Origin of the sequence: Bacillus sp. 179-C3.3 HS (genome assembly GCF_047229225.1) — a bacterium.
In the GTDB taxonomy this organism is placed as follows: domain Bacteria; phylum Bacillota; class Bacilli; order Bacillales; family Bacillaceae; genus Bacillus.
Genome location: NZ_JBFEFT010000001.1, coordinates 228,850 through 247,511, shown reverse-complemented (window position 1 = coordinate 247,511; position 18,662 = coordinate 228,850). Strand labels below are relative to the sequence as shown.

Here is an 18,662-nt window from a genome sequence, read left to right as displayed (position 1 = left end):
CTAAAACATATAAGGGATTTGTTTGGAGAAATGTAAGTAATCAATGAAGAAATTGCTGACTGCAGATCCAATCGCAATGGTCAAAAGGATCATGAGCAACCTTGCTTGAACGACTTTCCCTTTTTTAATGAGTGGATCAATATTGACAGCAAGTAACGCCCACCAAGTGATGGCTATAAAAAACAGGTGGATCATGATACTCACAATTGCTTGTTGTCCGAGGTCTTGCATTCAGTCGAATCCTCCTTTTATTTATTTCTGTAAAGGAAAACTCCCTTTCATTATATCCGCGAAAAATGGAAAGATGATTCTTTTGGAAAAAAGAGCTATATTTAGTCTGAATCCCCTCTTATCCTGATGAAAAGGAGATGATATACTTCGTGTGGAAGGAGCTGAACAGATTGAAAGATTCTTTTCCTCACTTTGTTGATTTGTACGGAGAATTGGTTCCCTCTTTTGATCTTGAATGGGAAGCCATTGCATTCTACTTTGATTATAGACAGACACAGCTAGAAGAATTAACTCAATTGTGTCTTTTTCATAACATTTCTTTGGATTATTCTGAAGAAAGTCTCTATCAGCTTGAAGCTTTATACTTTGATGCGTTTACCCAACAACTTTTTGCTGAGTGGGAGATGCCCGTTGATGCTTTAGAAGCCATGATGAGTGTGTATATGGGAGAGGTTGTGATTCGACATCATCCCGATGCAGATTGGGTCGTGCGGCCTTATATGGACTCTCCGCATCAATATACGCTTGGTTTGCGCCGAAACAATAAAACGTGGCATAGTACGCAGTTTTGTCAGCACTTATATCTCAAAAAACAAACGTCTCATCCGTATGTGACGATCTATCAATCATTGATGTAAATCTCAAAAAAATCCTTCTTATCATAGCGATAAGAAGGATTTTCTATTTTATTTCCCTGCTACATTTAAACGGTTTAGCGCCCGTTTTAATGCGAGTTCCGCCCGGCGTACATCACTTTCATTCGGGTGGTTCAAATGCTCTTCAGCGCGCTGTTTCGCTGATTGGGCACGTTCTACATCTACTTGTGTTGATGTTTCCGCAGCCTGTGCAAGAATGGTTACCTTTTCAGGACGAACTTCAACAAATCCGCCACTTACTGCAACCAGTTCCGTTGAACCACCATTATTTAAGCGAACTGCACCGATTCTTAGCGGAGCAACCATTGGAACGTGACCAGCTAAAATACCAAGCTCGCCGCTTTCTGCTTTTACACTGACCATTTCCACATCCGCTTGATACACTGGGCCGTCGGGAGTAACGATATTGACTTGAACGGTCTTCATGCTTTTACCCTCCTAAGGACCAGATTAGGCCTCTACACCCATCTCTTTGGCTTTCTCAATCACTTCTTCAATGCGACCGACTAAGCGGAAAGCATCTTCCGGAAGATGATCGTATTTACCAGATAAGATTTCTTGGAAGCCTTTCACAGTTTCTTTCAATGGCACATAAGAACCTTTTTGGCCAGTAAACTGCTCTGCTACGTGGAAGTTTTGAGATAGGAAGAATTGAACACGACGCGCTCTGTGTACCACAAGCTTATCGTCCTCAGATAATTCATCCATACCTAAAATCGCAATGATATCTTGTAGCTCTTTGTAGCGTTGAAGTGTCTGCTGAACTTCACGCGCAACTGCATAATGCTCTTCGCCAACAATCTCAGGTGCAAGTGCACGAGATGTTGATGCAAGTGGATCAACAGCTGGGTAAATCCCCATTTCTGTCAGCTTACGCTCAAGGTTTGTCGTTGCATCAAGGTGAGCGAACGTTGTAGCTGGAGCTGGATCTGTATAGTCATCCGCAGGTACATAGATCGCTTGGATCGAGGTAACGGATCCTACGTTTGTTGACGTGATACGCTCTTGTAATTGACCCATCTCTGTTGCAAGTGTCGGCTGATAACCTACCGCAGATGGCATACGTCCAAGAAGGGCTGATACTTCAGAACCTGCTTGTGTAAAGCGATAGATGTTATCGATGAAGAACAATACGTCTTGACCTTGTTCATCACGGAAATGCTCTGCCATTGTCAAACCAGTTAGGGCAACACGCATACGTGCACCTGGTGGCTCGTTCATTTGGCCGAAGACCATGGCTGTTTTTTCGATAACGCCAGAATCCTTCATTTCATAGTAAAGGTCGTTTCCTTCACGTGTACGCTCTCCAACACCAGCGAATACAGAAATACCGCCGTGTTCTTGTGCGATGTTGTTGATCAATTCTTGAATCAGAACGGTTTTACCTACACCGGCTCCACCGAAGAGACCGATTTTACCACCCTTGATATAAGGAGCGAGAAGGTCAACAACTTTAATACCAGTTTCAAGAATTTCAACTTCTGTTGAAAGTTGATCAAAAGAAGGTGCTTGTCTGTGGATTGGATCTCTTTGAGCTTCCACACCAAGTGGCTCATCTAAATCGATGTTATCTCCAAGTACGTTGAATACACGTCCTAGTGTCACGTTACCAACTGGTACTGATATTGGTGAACCAAGGTCTACAGCTTCCATGCCGCGTTTCACACCATCTGTTGATGCCATTGCGATGGTTCTTACTGTATCATCACCTAAATGTAGTGCTACTTCTAAAGTTAAGTCGATATCAACTTCACTTTCGCTTTCCGCTTTATGCGAAACTTTGATCGCATTATAAATCTCAGGCAAGTGACCGTCTTCAAAACGAACGTCTACGACTGGTCCCATGATCTGACTGATGCGTCCTGTTTTCATTGCATTCCCTCCTGACAATTATTTCTATTCTAAGGCAGCTGCTCCGCCGACAATTTCTGTAATCTCTTGTGTAATCGCTGCTTGACGAGCACGGTTATAAGAGAGTGTCAGGTTGTCGATCAATTCTTTTGCATTGTCTGTTGCACTCTTCATCGCTGTCATCCTTGCAGCATGTTCACTTGCTTTGCTGTCAAGAAGCGCACCGAAAATCAAACTCTCTGCATATTGAGGAAGGAGAACTTCAAGAATCTCTTCTTCTGAAGGCTCAAACTCATAAGATGCGGAACGTTTATTAGATGACGCCTCGGAAAGGTCCGTTAGCGGCAATAATTTTTTCTCTGTTACTTCTTGTGAAATGGCACTGACAAAGTGATTGTAGAACATGTAAAGTTCATCAAACGCTCCATCAGAGAACATTTGCACCGTACTGCTTGCTAATTCCTTAATATCAGCAAACGCTACTTCATCTCCAAGCCCTGTCACTTCAGAAATCACTGGAATACCGCGCTTTCTAAAGAAGTCGCGTCCAATTTTACCAATCACAATGACCGTGTATTCATCAACAGATTGATGACGGGATTGAATCGTTTGGTAAGCGGCACGCAAAATCGAGCTGTTAAAAGGTCCTGCAAGTCCTCGATCAGAAGTAATGACGAGATATCCTGTTTTCTTCACAGGTCTTGAAAGAAGCATTGGGTGTTTAGCACTTGTTCCAGTTGCTATCGACGCAACGACTTCCTGGATTTTCTCCATGTAAGGAACAAAAGACTTTGCATTGTTTTCAGCACGATTTAGCTTTGCAGCTGAAACCATTTGCATGGCTTTTGTGATCTGACTCGATTTCTTTGTTGACGTGATCCTTGACTTAATATCGCGTAATGAGGCCAAAGATTTCACCACCTTTTTTCAGGAATCCGTGTTCATTTACGTGAAAAGAGAGAAAAAGAGAATCTTTTTCTCTCGGAAAGATTGCTAATTAGTTGCTTGGCGCAAACGTACGTTTAAAGCCTTCGATTGCTGTCTTCCAGTCTTCATCAGCAGGCATATTTCCTGTTTGAGAGATTGTATCAAGCAAGTCTTTATGGTTTTCTTCAAGGTATAAGAAGAACTCAGCTTCAAAGCGTCTTACATCTGTTACCGCTACATCATCTAAGTATCCTCTTGTGAGTGCATAAAGAATCGCCACTTGTTTTTCAACTTTAAGTGGTTTGTTCAAGTCTTGTTTTAAGACTTCAACTGTTCTTGCACCACGGTTTAGTTTCGCTTGAGTTGCTTGGTCTAGATCTGATCCAAACTGAGCGAACGCTTCAAGCTCACGATAAGAAGCAAGATCCAAACGAAGTGTACCTGCTACCTTTTTCATCGCTTTGATTTGTGCAGAACCACCTACACGGGATACAGACAACCCTGCGTTGATCGCTGGGCGTACGCCTGAGAAGAAGAGGTCAGATTGTAAGAAGATCTGTCCATCTGTAATCGAAATAACGTTTGTTGGGATATATGCAGAGATATCACCTGCTTGCGTTTCAACGAAAGGCAATGCTGTGATAGAACCGCCACCCTTTTCGTCACTAAGCTTCGCTGCACGTTCTAATAAACGAGAGTGAAGATAGAAAACGTCACCTGGGAATGCCTCACGACCTGGAGGACGACGAAGCAATAGTGAAAGCTCACGGTAAGCTGCCGCTTGTTTAGATAGGTCATCATAAACAACAAGTACATGCTTGCCGTTATACATGAACTCCTCACCCATTGTGACACCTGCATATGGTGCAAGGTAAAGAAGTGGAGCTGGTTGTGATGCAGACGCAGTGACAACGATTGTGTAATCAAGCGCACCATTCTTACGAAGGGTTTCAACAACACCACGAACCGTTGATTCTTTTTGTCCAATCGCTACATAAATACAGATCATGTCTTGATCTTTTTGGTTTAGAATTGTATCGATCGCAACAGATGTTTTACCTGTTTGACGGTCACCAATGATCAATTCACGTTGCCCACGTCCGATTGGAATTAATGCGTCAATCGCTTTAACTCCTGTTTGAAGCGGCTCATGTACAGATTTACGATCCATTACGCCTGGTGCTTCACTTTCAATTGGACGTGTTTTGCTTGTTAAGATTGGACCTAGTCCATCAACAGGCTGACCAAGTGGGTTCACAATACGTCCGATTAGTTCTTCTCCTACTGGAACCTCCATGATACGACCTGTACGTTTTACGTCATCACCTTCGCGGATATCTTTATAAGGTCCTAAAATAACGATACCTACGTTTGACTCCTCAAGGTTTTGAGCCATACCCATTACACCGTTAGAGAACTCAACTAGCTCTCCTGCCATAATGTTGTCAAGGCCATGTACACGCGCGATACCGTCCCCTACTTGAATGACTGTACCGACATCTTTTACTTCAATTTCAGATTGGTAGTTTTCGATTTGCTGCTTTATTAGCGCGCTAATCTCTTCAGCTTTGATACTCACTAAGGTTTCACCCCTTCTAACGATTTTCGCCTGCAAGCTGACGTTCAATGCGGGAAAGCTTTCCGCTTACACTGCCGTCATAAATGCGGTTTCCGATACGGATTTTTACTCCGCCTATTAGATCCTTGTCAATCACGTTTTGAACACGAAGTGATGTGACTCCGGCTTTTTTGGCAAATACTTCAGATAAAGATTGGATTTCAGCACCGCTTAGCGGCTTGACTGAATACACGATGGCATCATCAATTTGTTTCGTACGGTTTGCTAGTTTGACAAATTCCGCAGTCATCTCAGGGATGATATTCGTGCGTCCACGGTCAATTAGTAAATACATCGTATGCAATACGTGTGTTGAAACACCTTTGAACGCTTCTGCAATCAATTGTTTCTTTTTTTCTGCTGTAATCTTAGGATGGTCAAGAAATGCATTCAGTTCTTGATCACCTTTCATTACTTTTTTAATCTCATGTAGCTCTTTTTCCGTTTCGTCTACTGCTGATGAAGCAAGGACGATATCAAAAAGAGCAGAAGCGTAACGCTTAGAGACAATAGTCACGCTCATCGGCTTTCGCCTGCCTCTTTAAGGTACTCTTGAATCAATTTTTCTTGTGCTTGTTCATCAAGTTCTTTCTCAATCACTTTAGATGCAATTAACACAGATAGTGATGCAACTTGCTCGCGCAGTGCAGCCACAGCTTGTTCCTTTTCTTTCACGATTTCAGTTCTAGCAGACTCTTTTAAGCGCTCTGACTCTTGTCGTGCTGCTTGAATGATTTCTTCTTTTTGTTTCTCACCAAGCTTTTTCGCATTTTCGATGAGTGTATGTGATTCTTCGCGTGCTTCTTTCAATAAGACACGTTGTTCTTCTAAAAGCTTCTCAGCTTCAACATGCTTTTGTTCAGCACTTGAAATTTCATTTCCTATATAATCTTCACGCTGTTTCATAATACCTAGTAAAGGCTTAAGCGCAAATTTCTTTAAAAGTGCAAGCAGGATGAGCAAGGAAAGCAGTTGGAAAAGCATATCTCCGCCTGTAAATAAACCAGTACCTGCTCCTAGTACCATTGGTAACTGTGACATGTTTGTTTGGCAACTCCCTTCTTCAAGTTAATTGTTAAGAAACCATAAAACATAAAGGAATGGCGAAGGTTCTGTCTAGAATGATCTTCGCCATTTCGTCTCATATAGTCTATAGTGCAGTTCTTAACACATTAACCGAAGAATGCAAGGAATGCGATAACTACTGCGATGATCGGAACGGCCTCAACTAATGCAACCCCGATGAACATAACTGTCTTCAATTCTCTTCCAGCTTCTGGTTGACGAGCAATACCTTCAACTGTTCTTGAAACGATTAATCCGTTACCAATACCCGCACCTAGTGCTGCTAAACCAATTGCAATTGCTGCTGCTAAAATACTCATTTATAAAGCTCCTCCTTTAATTTACGTCCATATAAGGACAAGAAATTTAAAATTAATGTTCGTCGCTGACTTTATGAGAGATGTACACCATTGTCAGCATGGTGAAGATGAATGCTTGGATGGCCCCGATAAACAAACTGAAACCTTGCCAAGCCAGCATTGGCACAATCGCACCAACGGTTCCGACGATGCCAAGCCCAATATTTTGAGCATAAAAGTTCGTGGCTAATCCTGCAATAAGACCAAGCAGAATTTCTCCAGCGAAAATATTACCATAAAGACGCAAACCAAGTGTGAGCGTGTTTGCAAATTCTTCAATAATTTTAAGCGGTAATAGTAAAGGAATCGGCGCGAGGAAACCTTTCACATAATTCTTCATTCCTCTATGTTTAATCCCATAATAATGGGATAGACCCACAACAGTAATCGCTAGCGTGAGTGTAACGCCTGGATCAGCAGTAGGTGATTTCCACCAAAGCTCATCTCCAATTGTAATGGCAAATGGTAAACCAAGCATATTAGAGACAAATATGTACATAAGCAATGTAACGCCAAGTGCAATAAAAGGAGCACCTGTCTTTATGTCCATCGAGCTTCCGATAATATTACGGACAAAATCAACAACCCATTCCATGAAGTTTTGTGCTTTTGTTGGACGGATTGCCAATGTACGCGTCGTAAGAACTGCTATGAGAAAAACGATGATGCTGGCTACAGTGATCATAAGGACATTGGACATATTAAATGTTAACCCTAAAAATTCTTCTGTTCTTGCACCGTGGTTCAAAGAGTATTCACCTCTCTTCCGTAGTAGAGCGTTTAAGCTGAATGAAGGAATCTATCATAATGACAGGATACATCGTCATTAATCCAATAACAACACCTGCCAGATGAACATATTCTGGATAACGCCAGGCAATGGCACCTGCGATGAGTCCGTTGCACCATCTTGCTGTACTTCCTAAAGATCGTACAGGTTTACCTGTTTCAATGGAGTGATCAAAAGCTTTCATTCTCCGATTCATAAGCAATAAATTAAAGAAACTCAATAATGTGCCGATAATGAGACCAAGAAATATTGTTTTATAGCTTGGAAGTGCATAACCTAAAACAGATATGGCCAAAAGATAAAACATATATTTACTTTGTCTACGAAAAGCAAGATTTGGATCATCCATCAAACTATCTCCTGATGAAGAATTTTATAAAAAAAAGGCATAAAAATGGTGATTTCAGATAGAAAAGACAAGATATTCCAAAATGTCCTATTCAAAAAATAAATCACCCAAGAAACTGATTGTGCAATCAGACTTGACATCTTAAAATTGTATGGGATTCTGCTTCATTAGCTGCTATGAATCCGTTTTTTCGGGGTTTTTTAGGATTCATATTGAGGATCGATAGAGTTCATAAGGCTATGAAAACCTTACCATAATACCCTCGTTTAGCATACAATAGGCGCTATGTTGTGTCAATCAGTTGAAAGTTAAAAAACGTTTCTATAAATATCGATGCACACAGAATGTTCACATTTTCAACATAAAGTCTGAAAAATATAACAATTGATGTAAAAGAGCTTCATTTCTGAACCATGTTATCATCGTTTTTTAGCATCATTTTCAAATGAAAGAAGCCATATACGGAATACGCACATGACTTCTTCATTCTTTATTTTGTTCCATACATACGGTCACCAGCATCACCAAGTCCTGGGATGATGTAACCTTTTTCGTTCAATTTTTCATCTAATGCTGCGATGTAGATATCCACATCTGGATGATGTTTTTGCATTTCTTCTACACCTTCAGGAGCAGCAATTAAACACATGAAGCGAATGTTTTTCGCACCACGTTTTTTCAAGCTGTTCAATGCTTCGACGGCTGAACCGCCAGTTGCAAGCATTGGGTCTACTACGATGAATTCACGCTCTTCCACATCAGATGGAAGCTTTACGTAATATTCAACAGGCTTCAACGTTTTCGGATCACGGTATAAACCGACATGTCCCACTTTAGCTGCTGGAATGAGTTTCAAAATGCCGTCTACCATTCCAAGACCTGCTCTTAAAATTGGCACAACACCGAGTTTTTTCCCTGAGATCACATTTGATTTCGCTACTTGTACAGGTGTTTCTACATCTACCTCTTCAAGCGGTAAGTCTCTTGTGATTTCGAATGCCATTAACGTTGCGACTTCATCCACTAGCTCTCTAAATTCTTTTGTTCCTGTATGAACGTCACGAATATATGTAAGTTTGTGTTGAATAAGCGGGTGATCAAATACATAAACCTTCGCCATTGCTTGCTACAACTCCTTTTCTTTCGTCTCCGGTGAACTTTTGCACACTTCCTACAATTCTACATAAAAAGACATGATCTTTCAATATGATTCGCAAATCCTACAAAAAAAACCCACATGCCAAAAATAGGCAAACGGGTCTGTTTTTTAATAATCTAATTCTTTATATAGAGGGAAACGGGTAGTCAGATCAGATACACGCTTTTTCGCCTCTTCTAATTTCGCTTCATCTTCATGATGTTTTAAGGCAAGAGCAATAATAGATCCGACTTCTTTCATCGCTTCTTGATCAAAGCCACGGCTAGTGACTGCTGCTGTCCCTACACGTACACCACTTGTGACAAATGGCTTCTCTGGATCATAAGGAATGGCATTTTTGTTCACAGTAATACCGATGTCATCCAGTACGTTTTCTGCAATTTTTCCTGTGATTCCAAGAGAACGCAAGTCAATCAGAACAAGATGGTTATCTGTTCCGCCAGATACAAGCTGAATGTCTTCAGATAATAGTGTTTCAGCAAGTTGTTTTGCGTTGTCAATCACGTTTTGGGCATATGTTTTGAAATCTCCGTTCAATACTTCACCGAAAGAAACAGCTTTGGCAGAGATGACATGCATGAGTGGTCCACCTTGAATACCAGGGAAGATCGATTTATCAATCTTTTTCCCGAATTCTTCACGGCATAAGATCATCCCGCCACGAGGACCGCGCAATGTTTTATGTGTTGTCGTTGTGACAAAATCTGCATAAGGAACTGGATTTGGGTGAAGACCCGCTGCAACAAGACCTGCAATGTGAGCCATATCCACCATAAAGTAAGCACCGACTTCATCAGCAATCTCACGGAACTTTTTGAAATCAATTTGACGTGGGTATGCACTAGCACCCGCAACGATCAATTTCGGCTTATGTTCACGTGCTTTTTCAAGTACATCTTGATAATCAATATGTTGCGTTTCTTTATCTACACCATATTCTACAAAGTTGTACTGTACGCCACTAAAGTTCACAGGACTTCCATGTGTTAAATGTCCCCCATGTGACAAGTTCATACCTAGCACCGTATCACCATGATCAAGAATGGTAAAGTAAACGGCCATATTCGCTTGTGCACCTGAGTGAGGCTGTACGTTTACATACTCAGCGCCAAAAATCTCTTTTGCGCGATCACGTGCAATATCTTCTACAACGTCTACATGTTCACAGCCGCCATAGTAGCGTTTCCCAGGGTAGCCTTCAGCATATTTGTTTGTTAAAACAGACCCCTGTGCTTCCATGACTGCTTCGCTTACGAAGTTTTCTGATGCAATTAATTCGATTTTGTCTTGCTGGCGTTTCCGCTCTAATTGAATTGCCTTGAATACTTGTGCGTCTTGCTCAGGTAAATGTTTCATCAGCGAAATCCTCTCCAATCTATTTCCATTCGATGTTTTCTCCATCCCATTGTACACGGTTTTTGACTAAAATGTAAAAGTATTTTTAGAAAATCGACTTATTTTTTATGAAAAACCGAATATTAAAGCAGAGACTCGACTTTATCATTCAACATTATATTAGAAATATATCTGAGCTACGATTTAGTATACACCGCTCGCTGCCCGCCAATCAGCTTCGGCCGTGTTTTGGCAAACGTCACATGCGCTTGTCCTAATTGATGGCGACTGAGACGAACGGGTACGGCTACACGCTTCAAGTGCATACCGATCAATGTATCGCCTATATCAATTCCAGCATGTGCTGCAATTGATTCAACTAACACAGGGTGTTCCATTTGCTGATAAGCGTGGGCTGCCATGGAGCCGCCTGCCTCGCGTACCGGTACAGCAGACACCACTTCTAATTGATAGCGGCACGCCACCTCTTCTTCCACAACAAGGGCACGGTTCAGATGCTCACAGCATTGAAAAGCGAGTTCAATTCCCGTCTCTTGTCTTAATGTGTTCAGCTCTTTGTAGATCGCTTCAGCAATTTGCACACTTCCTGCTGTACCGATATGCTCCCCAGCAACTTCCGATGTACTGCAACCAACCACTAAAATATGACCTGCACGCAATTCGACTGTCTGATGAAACTCCTTTAACATGTCAAGCCAATCTCGACTTACGTTCATGCGACTCGCTCCTTATTGGTGCTTCTCTTCAAAGTCAGCAATTTTACCAATACGCACAGCATGGCGTCCCGCCGTAAATTCGGTCGTTAACCAAATATGTGCAATCTCCCTCGCCAATCCAGGGCCAATGACACGCTCTCCCATCGCAAGCACATTTGTATCATTATGTTCTCTAGTCGCCTTCGCACTAAATGTATCGTGCGCTAGTGCACAACGAATGCCCTTTACTTTATTCGCTGAAATACTCATGCCGATCCCTGTCCCGCAAATTAAAATGCCTCGATCAACCTCTCCGTTTGCTACCATGTTGGCAACAGGAAAAGCATAATCTGGGTAGTCTACAGAACCTGAATCACATTCACAGCCCATATCAATATATTCAATCTTCAATTCATCCATCAGTTGTTTGATTTCTTCACGAATATTTGTTCCGCCGTGATCGGATGCAATGGCTACTTTCATCGGGCAATTCCTCCTAAGGGTGAGTTGATCTGTCATGTCTTTCATTACTTCTGTATTTACAATTATATTTTAACCTCTCCAAAGTCATTTGCAAAGAAAAGCAGAAAAACCGTTTACAAAACGGTTTCAGAGGTCGTCCATTTATGAAGATGTCATCTCACTTTCGAGCTTTTCAGCCAGCTGATAGAGCAGCGTTTCTAGTTCATCACGTGTGTCCTGATAAATGGAGAGACTGCCTCCAAATGGATCCGACACATCACCTGCTTTTCCTGTCGCGAATTCTTTTAATGTGTACACCTTCTCAGCCGCAAACGCATATTGTGCCAGAATCAACTCTTTATGCTGGCTCGTCATGGTGAAAACATAATCCGCTTCACGCAAAAGATTCTCCGTTAGTTTTGCTGATGAATGATTGAGTGGAATGCTTTTCTCAAATAATGCTTCTATCGCTTGAGGAGAAGCACCTCCCGCATCTGTTGCAAAAATACCAGCTGATTTCACTGTGATCTGCCACTTTTTTTCATCTGCAATCGAAGTAAAAAGGGCTTGAGCCATTGGACTTCTACACGTATTTCCAGTACAAACAAATAAGATATTCATCTTTCGCCCTCCTTTTCTTCTATTATATAAGATTTCATATGTGATGTAAGTGATTTGGCTACAGCGGGAATAGTAATTTGATGCCAAAGGCTAGTAAAATGATGCCACCAAGCGCCCCGCTATATGTACCGCTCCATGAACGGATCTGTTTACCTAGTAATAATCCGATCCAAGTGAGACCCATACTAAAAAATCCAAATAATAAAATGGTCATCCACACATGAGATCCATATATTCCAAGACTTAGGCCGACTGAAAAACTGTCTAGGCTCACGCTTGTAGCAAATAGAACGAGACCAGCCCCAACAGGAGCGATAAACGGCTCTTCTTGCTTACGAATAGAGGCAATGATCATTTGTAAACCTAGTACCACAAGAAGTGATCCTCCGATATAGGTTGCAAGGAGGCCTAGCCAGCCAGATAATAGTTGACCAGTCAACATGCCAAATAGCGGCATGATCATATGAAATATCCCAATCACAAGACCAATATACAAGATCTGACGGACCCGTAGCGGAATCATCCCCATGCCAAGTCCAACTGAAAAGGCATCCATCCCAAGTGCAAATGCCATTATACTGAGTGTCAGCCATTCGCCAACGAGTTCGTTCATGTCAATCCCCCTTGGACACGCATTCTTCTTTAATTTATGTTTGTCCAAGAAAGGTTAGAACTGATTGAACTATGAGAGCGTACGCCCTCCCGCCGCTTTTTGTAGCCGGTTCATAATGGCTGAACCAACCCCTTCTTCTGAAAAGACTTCAGAAATAATCAGGTCTACATCTGTTTCATCAAATTGTCTCAGTACATGATATAGGTTTGCCGCTACAGTTTCGGGTTTTTCTCTCCAACCACAGCTGTAGACAACATCTGCCGAAAACACCTGTTTCTTTTCTTCTGTTGTCAGTACACCTACTTTTTTCCCTTCAGCCTGATACCGATGAATATAGCGCTGCATGTCTTCATCTTTTCCATAAAAGAGATACATATGTGCTTCAGGTGCATAATGGGTATATTTCATACCAGGAGATACAGGCACTTCATCCTTTTTCGTTAACCCTGGATCTACATTCACGGTCCCTACAACGTTCTCTAACGCTTCTTTTGTAATTCCGCCTGGTCTTAGGATGACAGGAATCTCATCCACACAGGATACAACCGTTGATTCAACACCGATTCCAGTTGAACCTCCATCGACAATGCCAGCAATTCTGCCATCGAGGTCACTGGCTACATGATTTGCTTGTGTAGGAGACGGTTTACCTGAACAATTGGCACTTGGTGCGGCAATTGGCAGGCCAGCCGCTCGGATGAGTTCTAGCGCAACGGGGTGATCAGGCATTCTTACACCTACTGTGGATAACCCAGCTGTGACCTGCTTTGATAAAGCATCTGGCTTACATGGTAGGACAAGAGTTAAGGCGCCTGGCCAAAAAGCATCCATCAGCGCCTTGGCTTTTTCATTTTCTATTCGTGCAAATTCATGAAGCTGTTGAATCTCCGCAATGTGAACAATCAACGGATTATCACTTGGCCGCCCCTTCGCTTCATAAATTTTCAACACCGCATCTGTCTCTTTCGCATTTGCCCCTAATCCATAAACAGTTTCTGTTGGAAAAGCGACCACTTCGTTTTTCTGCAATAAGAGGGCTGCTTGTTCAATTTGTGGATAGTATGTGGATAAATCCTTTTTTAAATCCACAGACCACCTTTTTGTATTTAACATCAGACAAACTCCTTTTAAAAAAGATAAAACTGTTGATATATCTCAATTATCCTTTTGAAAGTATAAAAGATGAAGCTAAATAAAACAAGCGTTGTCCACAATTTGTGGATAACGCTTGTTTAACAGTGGATAAGTATGTGAATAAGTCCGCCATTTTGTGACTAACTGGTCTTTTTTTGAAGTAGAATCGCTTGTTCTTTGTCTAGCGACTCTTTTGCATGTGTTGATAACAACAGACTTTCCGGTATTTCCTTAATTGGAGAGAACCCCATTAATGATAAAAAGTCATGAGAAGATGCAAGATTCACGACGACATAAAAGGTATCCACACCTATTTTTTCTCCTAACGTTTGGACACTTTGAAACAAAGACACAATATGCCCCTGACCGAGTTGATCTGATATGACAAGCGACCGTAACAGCCCCTCTTGTTCATTAAGCTGTTCAAGACCTAAGCAACCTGCAAGCTGCCCCTCGGTATCCTCCATCACCACAAATGTTGTACGCGATGAAATTGTTACTCCACCTTTTGCTTGTCCTTTTTCCAGAAATGCATTGATCATTGCAGTATCTTCTTCTGTGGCAATTCTTAATTGATAATACATGCTTTCACCTCTTTTTGTTCTCTTACTTCAACTCTATGAGGCAAAAGCAGATTTAGACCAATTTAAGAGAAAAGACTAGAAACCCATTCAAACAAAAAGAATTTTACTTCACCTGTCTCTTCTTCCTCTTCTATCACTGCTTCATCAACAGACTCATTTGTTTGCTGTGCTGCCATTTGATCAGCCTCATCATCTACTGGCGATGCGATCGCTTCTCCGTTAGAAAAGTCGATAAAGCAGAGAGGCGGGAATAACACACACCACCAATTCGCTCCCTTCCCTTCTCCTAACGTAATGAGAATGGCTTCATATGTACCAGCAGGATAAACAACATTTCCATAAAGCTTTGTTGGAAAAGAAGCTTTTTCAAAACGGACCGACACAGATTGATCGATGTCTTGTTCTTGTAATTTCGCTTTAGCGATTCGATTGATTTCTGGCAGCTTTGAACGAATCACACGTCTCGCTTCTTCAATGGATGTCAGGTCTTTGACCCACTCCGTGATATTGGCATTCACTTCATCTCTAATACTTCGTTTTACATCCTGATCAGCCGAACGATCACTGTTGGCTAAAATGCGTAACCGAATGGCTTCATCTGGTATGACGACTGATTGGTTCGCTGAAGCAGTAGCTGTCTCCTCTCGGCCAAGATTGGCAAAAGCACCGCATAATAATAGAAACATATAAAGACAAATCATCATTTTACTTTTTAACATGACGTGACCCCCTAATTTGACTCTTCACTACAACCATCTTGTCCAAGATTCACATCTCTTAAACAGCCGAATGACCATTTTTAATAGAATGTGAGACAAAAGAAAAAAGTCGTTCTATAACAGAACGACTTTGAAGTGAAGATTGGTAGTCAGAGGGGTAGAGTCTCCCATCCCAATCTCGACTTATTTTTAATCCTGATTCTGTTTTGATGACCGTCATTTGCCCTTTTTTCTCGATTTCTTTTTTGACGTCTCCTTTTTGATTAATGAATTGAATCTTCATGTCATAGTCAAATTCAATTCTGTCATCGCTTTCATCTGAAGGCGTAAACGTCACTTTTTTCAGACGGATTTGGCAATCTTGATCTTTGGCGGCTTCCAAGATACTTGGAAACATGCTGTCTTGTGTGTATTCTTGATATTCATGCTCTGTTAAATAATGCTTCATCTTTTCCTTCATGTCAGATAGGTCATCCGTTCGATTCACTGTGTATTGTGCTTTCTTAAAGCTTTCCCCAAATGCTGCTGCCTCTTTTTTAAAGCTCGTTTTACTGCAAGCACTCACAATCAATAGTACACCGACGATGACCAACACCATCGCATACTTTCTGTTCACACCATTCGCTCCTTTGAAACAAACTTATGTCAAAACATTTTGATCAGAATGTTCATTCTTCTAAATATACGTTTCTCTTTTACCATAAGTTTCATCTTTTACATAATTAAAAAGTCCGACTTTGTTCAGCCGGACTTTCCATTTCGAATATGTGCACAAACAGCTCTGTCTTTCCCATTGATGTCCTTGACAATGCATACATCAGATGAAGGGAACGACTGGGTGAGAAGTGCTTTTACTTGTTGTGCTTGTGTGTGTCCAATTTCAAAAACGACAACAGCTTGATCGTTTAATACTTGATGCAGATCACGAACGAGACGCTGATAAAACCATAGTCCATCTCGTCCATCAGTCAGCGCATTGACTGGTTCATGCTTTGTGACAACTTCCGATAGACTGTCCATTTCTTCGAGCGAAATATACGGTGGATTGGAAATAAACAAATCCACTTTCAATCCTTGTGCAATGACAGGTTCAAGTAAATCTCCGTGTAAAAATTGCACGTGGTTCGCACCGAGTGCTTGCTGATTGCGCTTCGCTACCTCAAGTGCATCAAGTGAGATATCTGTGGCAGTCACGGATAGAGTTTCTTTTTCAAGGGCTAACGTGATGGCAATCGCGCCACTACCCGTGCCAACATCTACCGCCGTTAACTGCTGGTCGTGTGGAAAGATGTCATGTAACATATGTAAAGCCGCCAATACGACTTCTTCTGTTTCCGGACGAGGAATCAAGACATGTTCGTTTACTTCAAAGGGCCGTCCATAAAAAAATTCAACGCCAGTTAAATGTTGAACAGGCACACCGAGCCGGTGCTGTTCGACAAGTTCACTGAACAGTTGATCCTTTTTCTCAAGCAGCGGATCATGAAAACGCGCAAGTAGCTCACTTCTGCTCAAGCCAAGAACATGCATTAAGAGGAGCTCTGCTGCATTTTGGTCTCTCCCAACGTCCATTAACAAAGAAGAAGCCCATTTAAGGGCTTCAAACATCGTTCGTTGATTATTTTTCATTTTGAAGCTTTCTTGCTTGGTCTTCCATAATTAATGCATCAATGACCTCGTCAAGTTTTCCTTCTAAAATTTGATCAAGCTTCTGAATGGTTAGCCCAATGCGGTGATCTGTTACACGGTTTTGCGGGAAATTGTACGTACGGATACGCTCTGAACGATCCCCTGTTCCAACAGCCGATTTACGTGTTTGATCATATTCAGCTTGTGCTTCACGCTGGAATTTATCATAAATTCTCGCACGTAATACTTTCATTGCTTTTTCTTTGTTTTTGATTTGTGATTTCTCATCTTGACAGGAAACCACGACGCCTGTTGGTAGATGCGTTAATCGAACAGCAGACATTGTCGTGTTAACACTTTGTCCACCTGGTCCGCTTGATGCGAATGTATCGACTCGAATATCCTTTTCATGAATATCAACTTCAACTTCTTCCGCTTCAGGCAAAACAGCAACTGTGGCAGTCGATGTATGAATTCGTCCACCTGATTCCGTTTCAGGAACACGTTGTACACGGTGCGCGCCATTTTCAAACTTCAGCTTGGAATAAGCGCCTTTCCCGCTGATCATAAAGATAATCTCTTTATAACCACCCGTTCCAGTGACATTCGCTTCCATAACTTCCGTTTTCCAGCCTTGCATTTCAGCAAAACGGCTGTACATGCGGTAAAGGTTTCCAGCAAAAAGAGCAGCCTCTTCTCCACCCGCTGCACCACGAACCTCCACAATAACGTTTTTATCATCATTCGGATCTTTCGGGATGAGCAAGATTTTCAGCTCAGCTTCTAAACGTTGCGTTTCATCTGTGAGCTCTGAGATTTCTTCCTTTACCATATCGCGCATATCGGCATCCAGTTTCTCTTCTAGCATCGCTTTTGCGTCACTTAGTTGGTCGGACGCCGCACGATATTGTCTATATACCTCAACAGTTTCTTGAATATCCGATTGTTCTTTTGAATATTCGCGAAGCTTCTTAGGGTCGTTCACCACTTCTGGATCACTTAAATATTCATTTAGCTTTTCATAGCGTTCTTCGATTGATTTTAAACGGTCTAACATGGTCTTCACCTCTGTTTTGTGCGTAACAGTCTAATTATAGTATAGCGAGGTATGACAGTCAAAAAAATTCTAAAACAATTTTCTCTGTCATTTCGCTAGAAAACACGATCTTTGGCGATTGATTACTTGTTTTGTCTAACGTGAAGGAACAATCCACTAATCAAGAGAATGATACTTGTAATTGAAAAAAGGGAGGGCATTTGGTTTGAATACAAATGAGGTTGCAAAGGAAATTGGTGTCTCTTCAAAAACGATTCAGCGTTGGGTCAAACAACTCAACATCCCTGTCGCCCGGAACGAACTTGGTCATTACGAATTTCATGAGGACATTGTGCAGCTACTTAAACAAGTAAAACAACAAATGAACGAGGGGGTACTTCTGCAAGAAGTTCAATTACCTTTTCATGAAGAAACGGTACATCAGTTATCTGCTACGATAGAGACGGATGCTTCCGCCCAAAGATTGGACGTATTAGAACACCAACTGAAACAATTGATCCAACAACAATCAGACGTCACTGCTTTTGAAAAACGTTTATGTGAGCTTGAGCAAACATTATCAAAAAAAGCAGATGAAGGTGTCTCTTATCAGTTGCTCCAACACAGAAGAGAGATTGAAGAATTAACTGCCACACTTGAACGCCTCACCAAAAAAGTCGATCAATCGCCCACAGTAAAAGAAGAAAAAGATGTGACACATACTGAAATCAAAAAGAAACGTGCACTCTTCCCGCTCTTTCATTCATTTCGTTAGAAAAGGCTGCTTCAATCAGCAGCCTTTCTCCAT

At 41.6% G+C, this 18,662-nt stretch carries 24 protein-coding genes; 2 read left to right on the top strand and 22 right to left on the bottom strand.

Annotated elements, in window-relative coordinates:
• A complete protein-coding gene (locus tag AB1K80_RS01275; protein WP_412854808.1) occupies nucleotides 1-231 on the bottom strand; it encodes a DUF1146 family protein in 231 nt (76 codons plus the stop codon).
• Nucleotides 232-401: 170 nt separating this feature from the next.
• On the opposite strand from AB1K80_RS01275, the gene AB1K80_RS01270 reads away from it, so the two are divergent.
• Nucleotides 402-869 carry a hypothetical protein gene (locus AB1K80_RS01270; protein ID WP_412854807.1) on the top strand — a complete coding sequence of 156 codons (468 nt, stop codon included), beginning with the start codon at nucleotides 402-404 and terminating at the stop codon, nucleotides 867-869.
• A gap of 48 nt (nucleotides 870-917) precedes the next feature.
• Here the strand turns inward: AB1K80_RS01270 and AB1K80_RS01265 are convergent, their stop codons facing one another.
• The 21 genes from AB1K80_RS01265 to prfA form a co-directional block, all read right to left on the bottom strand.
• On the bottom strand, nucleotides 918-1,313 hold the full coding sequence (locus tag AB1K80_RS01265; protein ID WP_412854806.1) for a F0F1 ATP synthase subunit epsilon: 396 nt from the start codon (nucleotides 1,311-1,313) through the stop codon (nucleotides 918-920).
• Between the two features lie 24 nt (nucleotides 1,314-1,337).
• The gene (gene atpD / locus AB1K80_RS01260; RefSeq protein WP_412854805.1) at nucleotides 1,338-2,759 is read right to left on the bottom strand and encodes a F0F1 ATP synthase subunit beta; all 1,422 of its coding nucleotides are present in this window, start codon (nucleotides 2,757-2,759) and stop codon (nucleotides 1,338-1,340) included.
• 24 nt (nucleotides 2,760-2,783) lie between these two features.
• Nucleotides 2,784-3,647, bottom strand: a complete 864-nt coding sequence (locus tag AB1K80_RS01255) for a F0F1 ATP synthase subunit gamma (protein WP_412854804.1) — start codon at nucleotides 3,645-3,647, stop codon at nucleotides 2,784-2,786.
• An 88-nt stretch (nucleotides 3,648-3,735) separates the two neighbouring features.
• Entirely contained in the window at nucleotides 3,736-5,244 is a 1,509-nt protein-coding gene (atpA, locus tag AB1K80_RS01250; protein ID WP_412854803.1) for a F0F1 ATP synthase subunit alpha, read from the bottom strand.
• A 16-nt stretch (nucleotides 5,245-5,260) separates the two neighbouring features.
• Complete coding sequence (locus AB1K80_RS01245; protein ID WP_412854802.1) at nucleotides 5,261-5,806, bottom strand: F0F1 ATP synthase subunit delta; 546 nt, start codon at nucleotides 5,804-5,806, stop codon at nucleotides 5,261-5,263.
• The gene (gene atpF / locus AB1K80_RS01240; protein ID WP_412854801.1) at nucleotides 5,803-6,324 is read right to left on the bottom strand and encodes a F0F1 ATP synthase subunit B; all 522 of its coding nucleotides are present in this window, start codon (nucleotides 6,322-6,324) and stop codon (nucleotides 5,803-5,805) included. The genes AB1K80_RS01245 and atpF overlap by 4 nt, the downstream gene beginning before the upstream one ends.
• 131 nt (nucleotides 6,325-6,455) lie before the next feature.
• Entirely contained in the window at nucleotides 6,456-6,668 is a 213-nt protein-coding gene (gene atpE / locus AB1K80_RS01235; RefSeq protein ID WP_412854800.1) for a F0F1 ATP synthase subunit C, read from the bottom strand.
• A 52-nt stretch (nucleotides 6,669-6,720) separates the two neighbouring features.
• Complete coding sequence (atpB, locus tag AB1K80_RS01230; protein WP_412854799.1) at nucleotides 6,721-7,455, bottom strand: F0F1 ATP synthase subunit A; 735 nt, start codon at nucleotides 7,453-7,455, stop codon at nucleotides 6,721-6,723.
• A 7-nt stretch (nucleotides 7,456-7,462) separates the two neighbouring features.
• Nucleotides 7,463-7,846: an ATP synthase subunit I gene (locus AB1K80_RS01225; RefSeq protein ID WP_412854798.1), complete on the bottom strand. Its 384-nt coding sequence runs from the start codon at nucleotides 7,844-7,846 to the stop codon at nucleotides 7,463-7,465.
• A 490-nt stretch (nucleotides 7,847-8,336) separates the two neighbouring features.
• The gene (gene upp, locus AB1K80_RS01220; RefSeq protein WP_003214553.1) at nucleotides 8,337-8,966 is read right to left on the bottom strand and encodes a uracil phosphoribosyltransferase; all 630 of its coding nucleotides are present in this window, start codon (nucleotides 8,964-8,966) and stop codon (nucleotides 8,337-8,339) included.
• Nucleotides 8,967-9,113: 147 nt separating this feature from the next.
• The gene (glyA, locus tag AB1K80_RS01215) at nucleotides 9,114-10,361 is read right to left on the bottom strand and encodes a serine hydroxymethyltransferase (protein WP_412854797.1); all 1,248 of its coding nucleotides are present in this window, start codon (nucleotides 10,359-10,361) and stop codon (nucleotides 9,114-9,116) included.
• A gap of 176 nt (nucleotides 10,362-10,537) precedes the next feature.
• Nucleotides 10,538-11,077, bottom strand: a complete 540-nt coding sequence (locus tag AB1K80_RS01210) for a TIGR01440 family protein (RefSeq protein WP_412854796.1) — start codon at nucleotides 11,075-11,077, stop codon at nucleotides 10,538-10,540.
• A 12-nt stretch (nucleotides 11,078-11,089) separates the two neighbouring features.
• A complete protein-coding gene (gene rpiB, locus AB1K80_RS01205) occupies nucleotides 11,090-11,539 on the bottom strand; it encodes a ribose 5-phosphate isomerase B (protein WP_412854795.1) in 450 nt (149 codons plus the stop codon).
• Nucleotides 11,540-11,680: 141 nt separating this feature from the next.
• Nucleotides 11,681-12,139, bottom strand: coding sequence for a low molecular weight protein arginine phosphatase (locus tag AB1K80_RS01200; protein ID WP_412854794.1), 459 nt, complete (start codon nucleotides 12,137-12,139; stop codon nucleotides 11,681-11,683).
• 58 nt (nucleotides 12,140-12,197) lie between these two features.
• Nucleotides 12,198-12,752 carry a manganese efflux pump MntP family protein gene (locus AB1K80_RS01195; protein ID WP_412854793.1) on the bottom strand — a complete coding sequence of 185 codons (555 nt, stop codon included), beginning with the start codon at nucleotides 12,750-12,752 and terminating at the stop codon, nucleotides 12,198-12,200.
• A gap of 69 nt (nucleotides 12,753-12,821) precedes the next feature.
• Nucleotides 12,822-13,865, bottom strand: coding sequence for an L-threonylcarbamoyladenylate synthase (locus AB1K80_RS01190; protein WP_412854792.1), 1,044 nt, complete (start codon nucleotides 13,863-13,865; stop codon nucleotides 12,822-12,824).
• A 161-nt stretch (nucleotides 13,866-14,026) separates the two neighbouring features.
• The gene (locus AB1K80_RS01185) at nucleotides 14,027-14,470 is read right to left on the bottom strand and encodes a GNAT family N-acetyltransferase (RefSeq protein WP_412854791.1); all 444 of its coding nucleotides are present in this window, start codon (nucleotides 14,468-14,470) and stop codon (nucleotides 14,027-14,029) included.
• Between the two features lie 62 nt (nucleotides 14,471-14,532).
• Complete coding sequence (gene spoIIR, locus AB1K80_RS01180) at nucleotides 14,533-15,189, bottom strand: stage II sporulation protein R (RefSeq protein ID WP_412854790.1); 657 nt, start codon at nucleotides 15,187-15,189, stop codon at nucleotides 14,533-14,535.
• 58 nt (nucleotides 15,190-15,247) lie between these two features.
• Nucleotides 15,248-15,787: a hypothetical protein gene (locus tag AB1K80_RS01175; RefSeq protein WP_412854881.1), complete on the bottom strand. Its 540-nt coding sequence runs from the start codon at nucleotides 15,785-15,787 to the stop codon at nucleotides 15,248-15,250.
• Nucleotides 15,788-15,930: 143 nt separating this feature from the next.
• Entirely contained in the window at nucleotides 15,931-16,818 is an 888-nt protein-coding gene (gene prmC, locus AB1K80_RS01170) for a peptide chain release factor N(5)-glutamine methyltransferase (protein WP_412854789.1), read from the bottom strand.
• Entirely contained in the window at nucleotides 16,808-17,875 is a 1,068-nt protein-coding gene (gene prfA / locus AB1K80_RS01165) for a peptide chain release factor 1 (RefSeq protein ID WP_412854788.1), read from the bottom strand. The genes prmC and prfA overlap by 11 nt, the downstream gene beginning before the upstream one ends.
• A gap of 205 nt (nucleotides 17,876-18,080) precedes the next feature.
• Here prfA and racA point away from each other — a divergent pair, with 205 nt between their 5' ends.
• Entirely contained in the window at nucleotides 18,081-18,629 is a 549-nt protein-coding gene (gene racA / locus AB1K80_RS01160) for a chromosome-anchoring protein RacA (RefSeq protein ID WP_412854787.1), read from the top strand.
• Nucleotides 18,630-18,662: the final 33 nt, after the last annotated feature.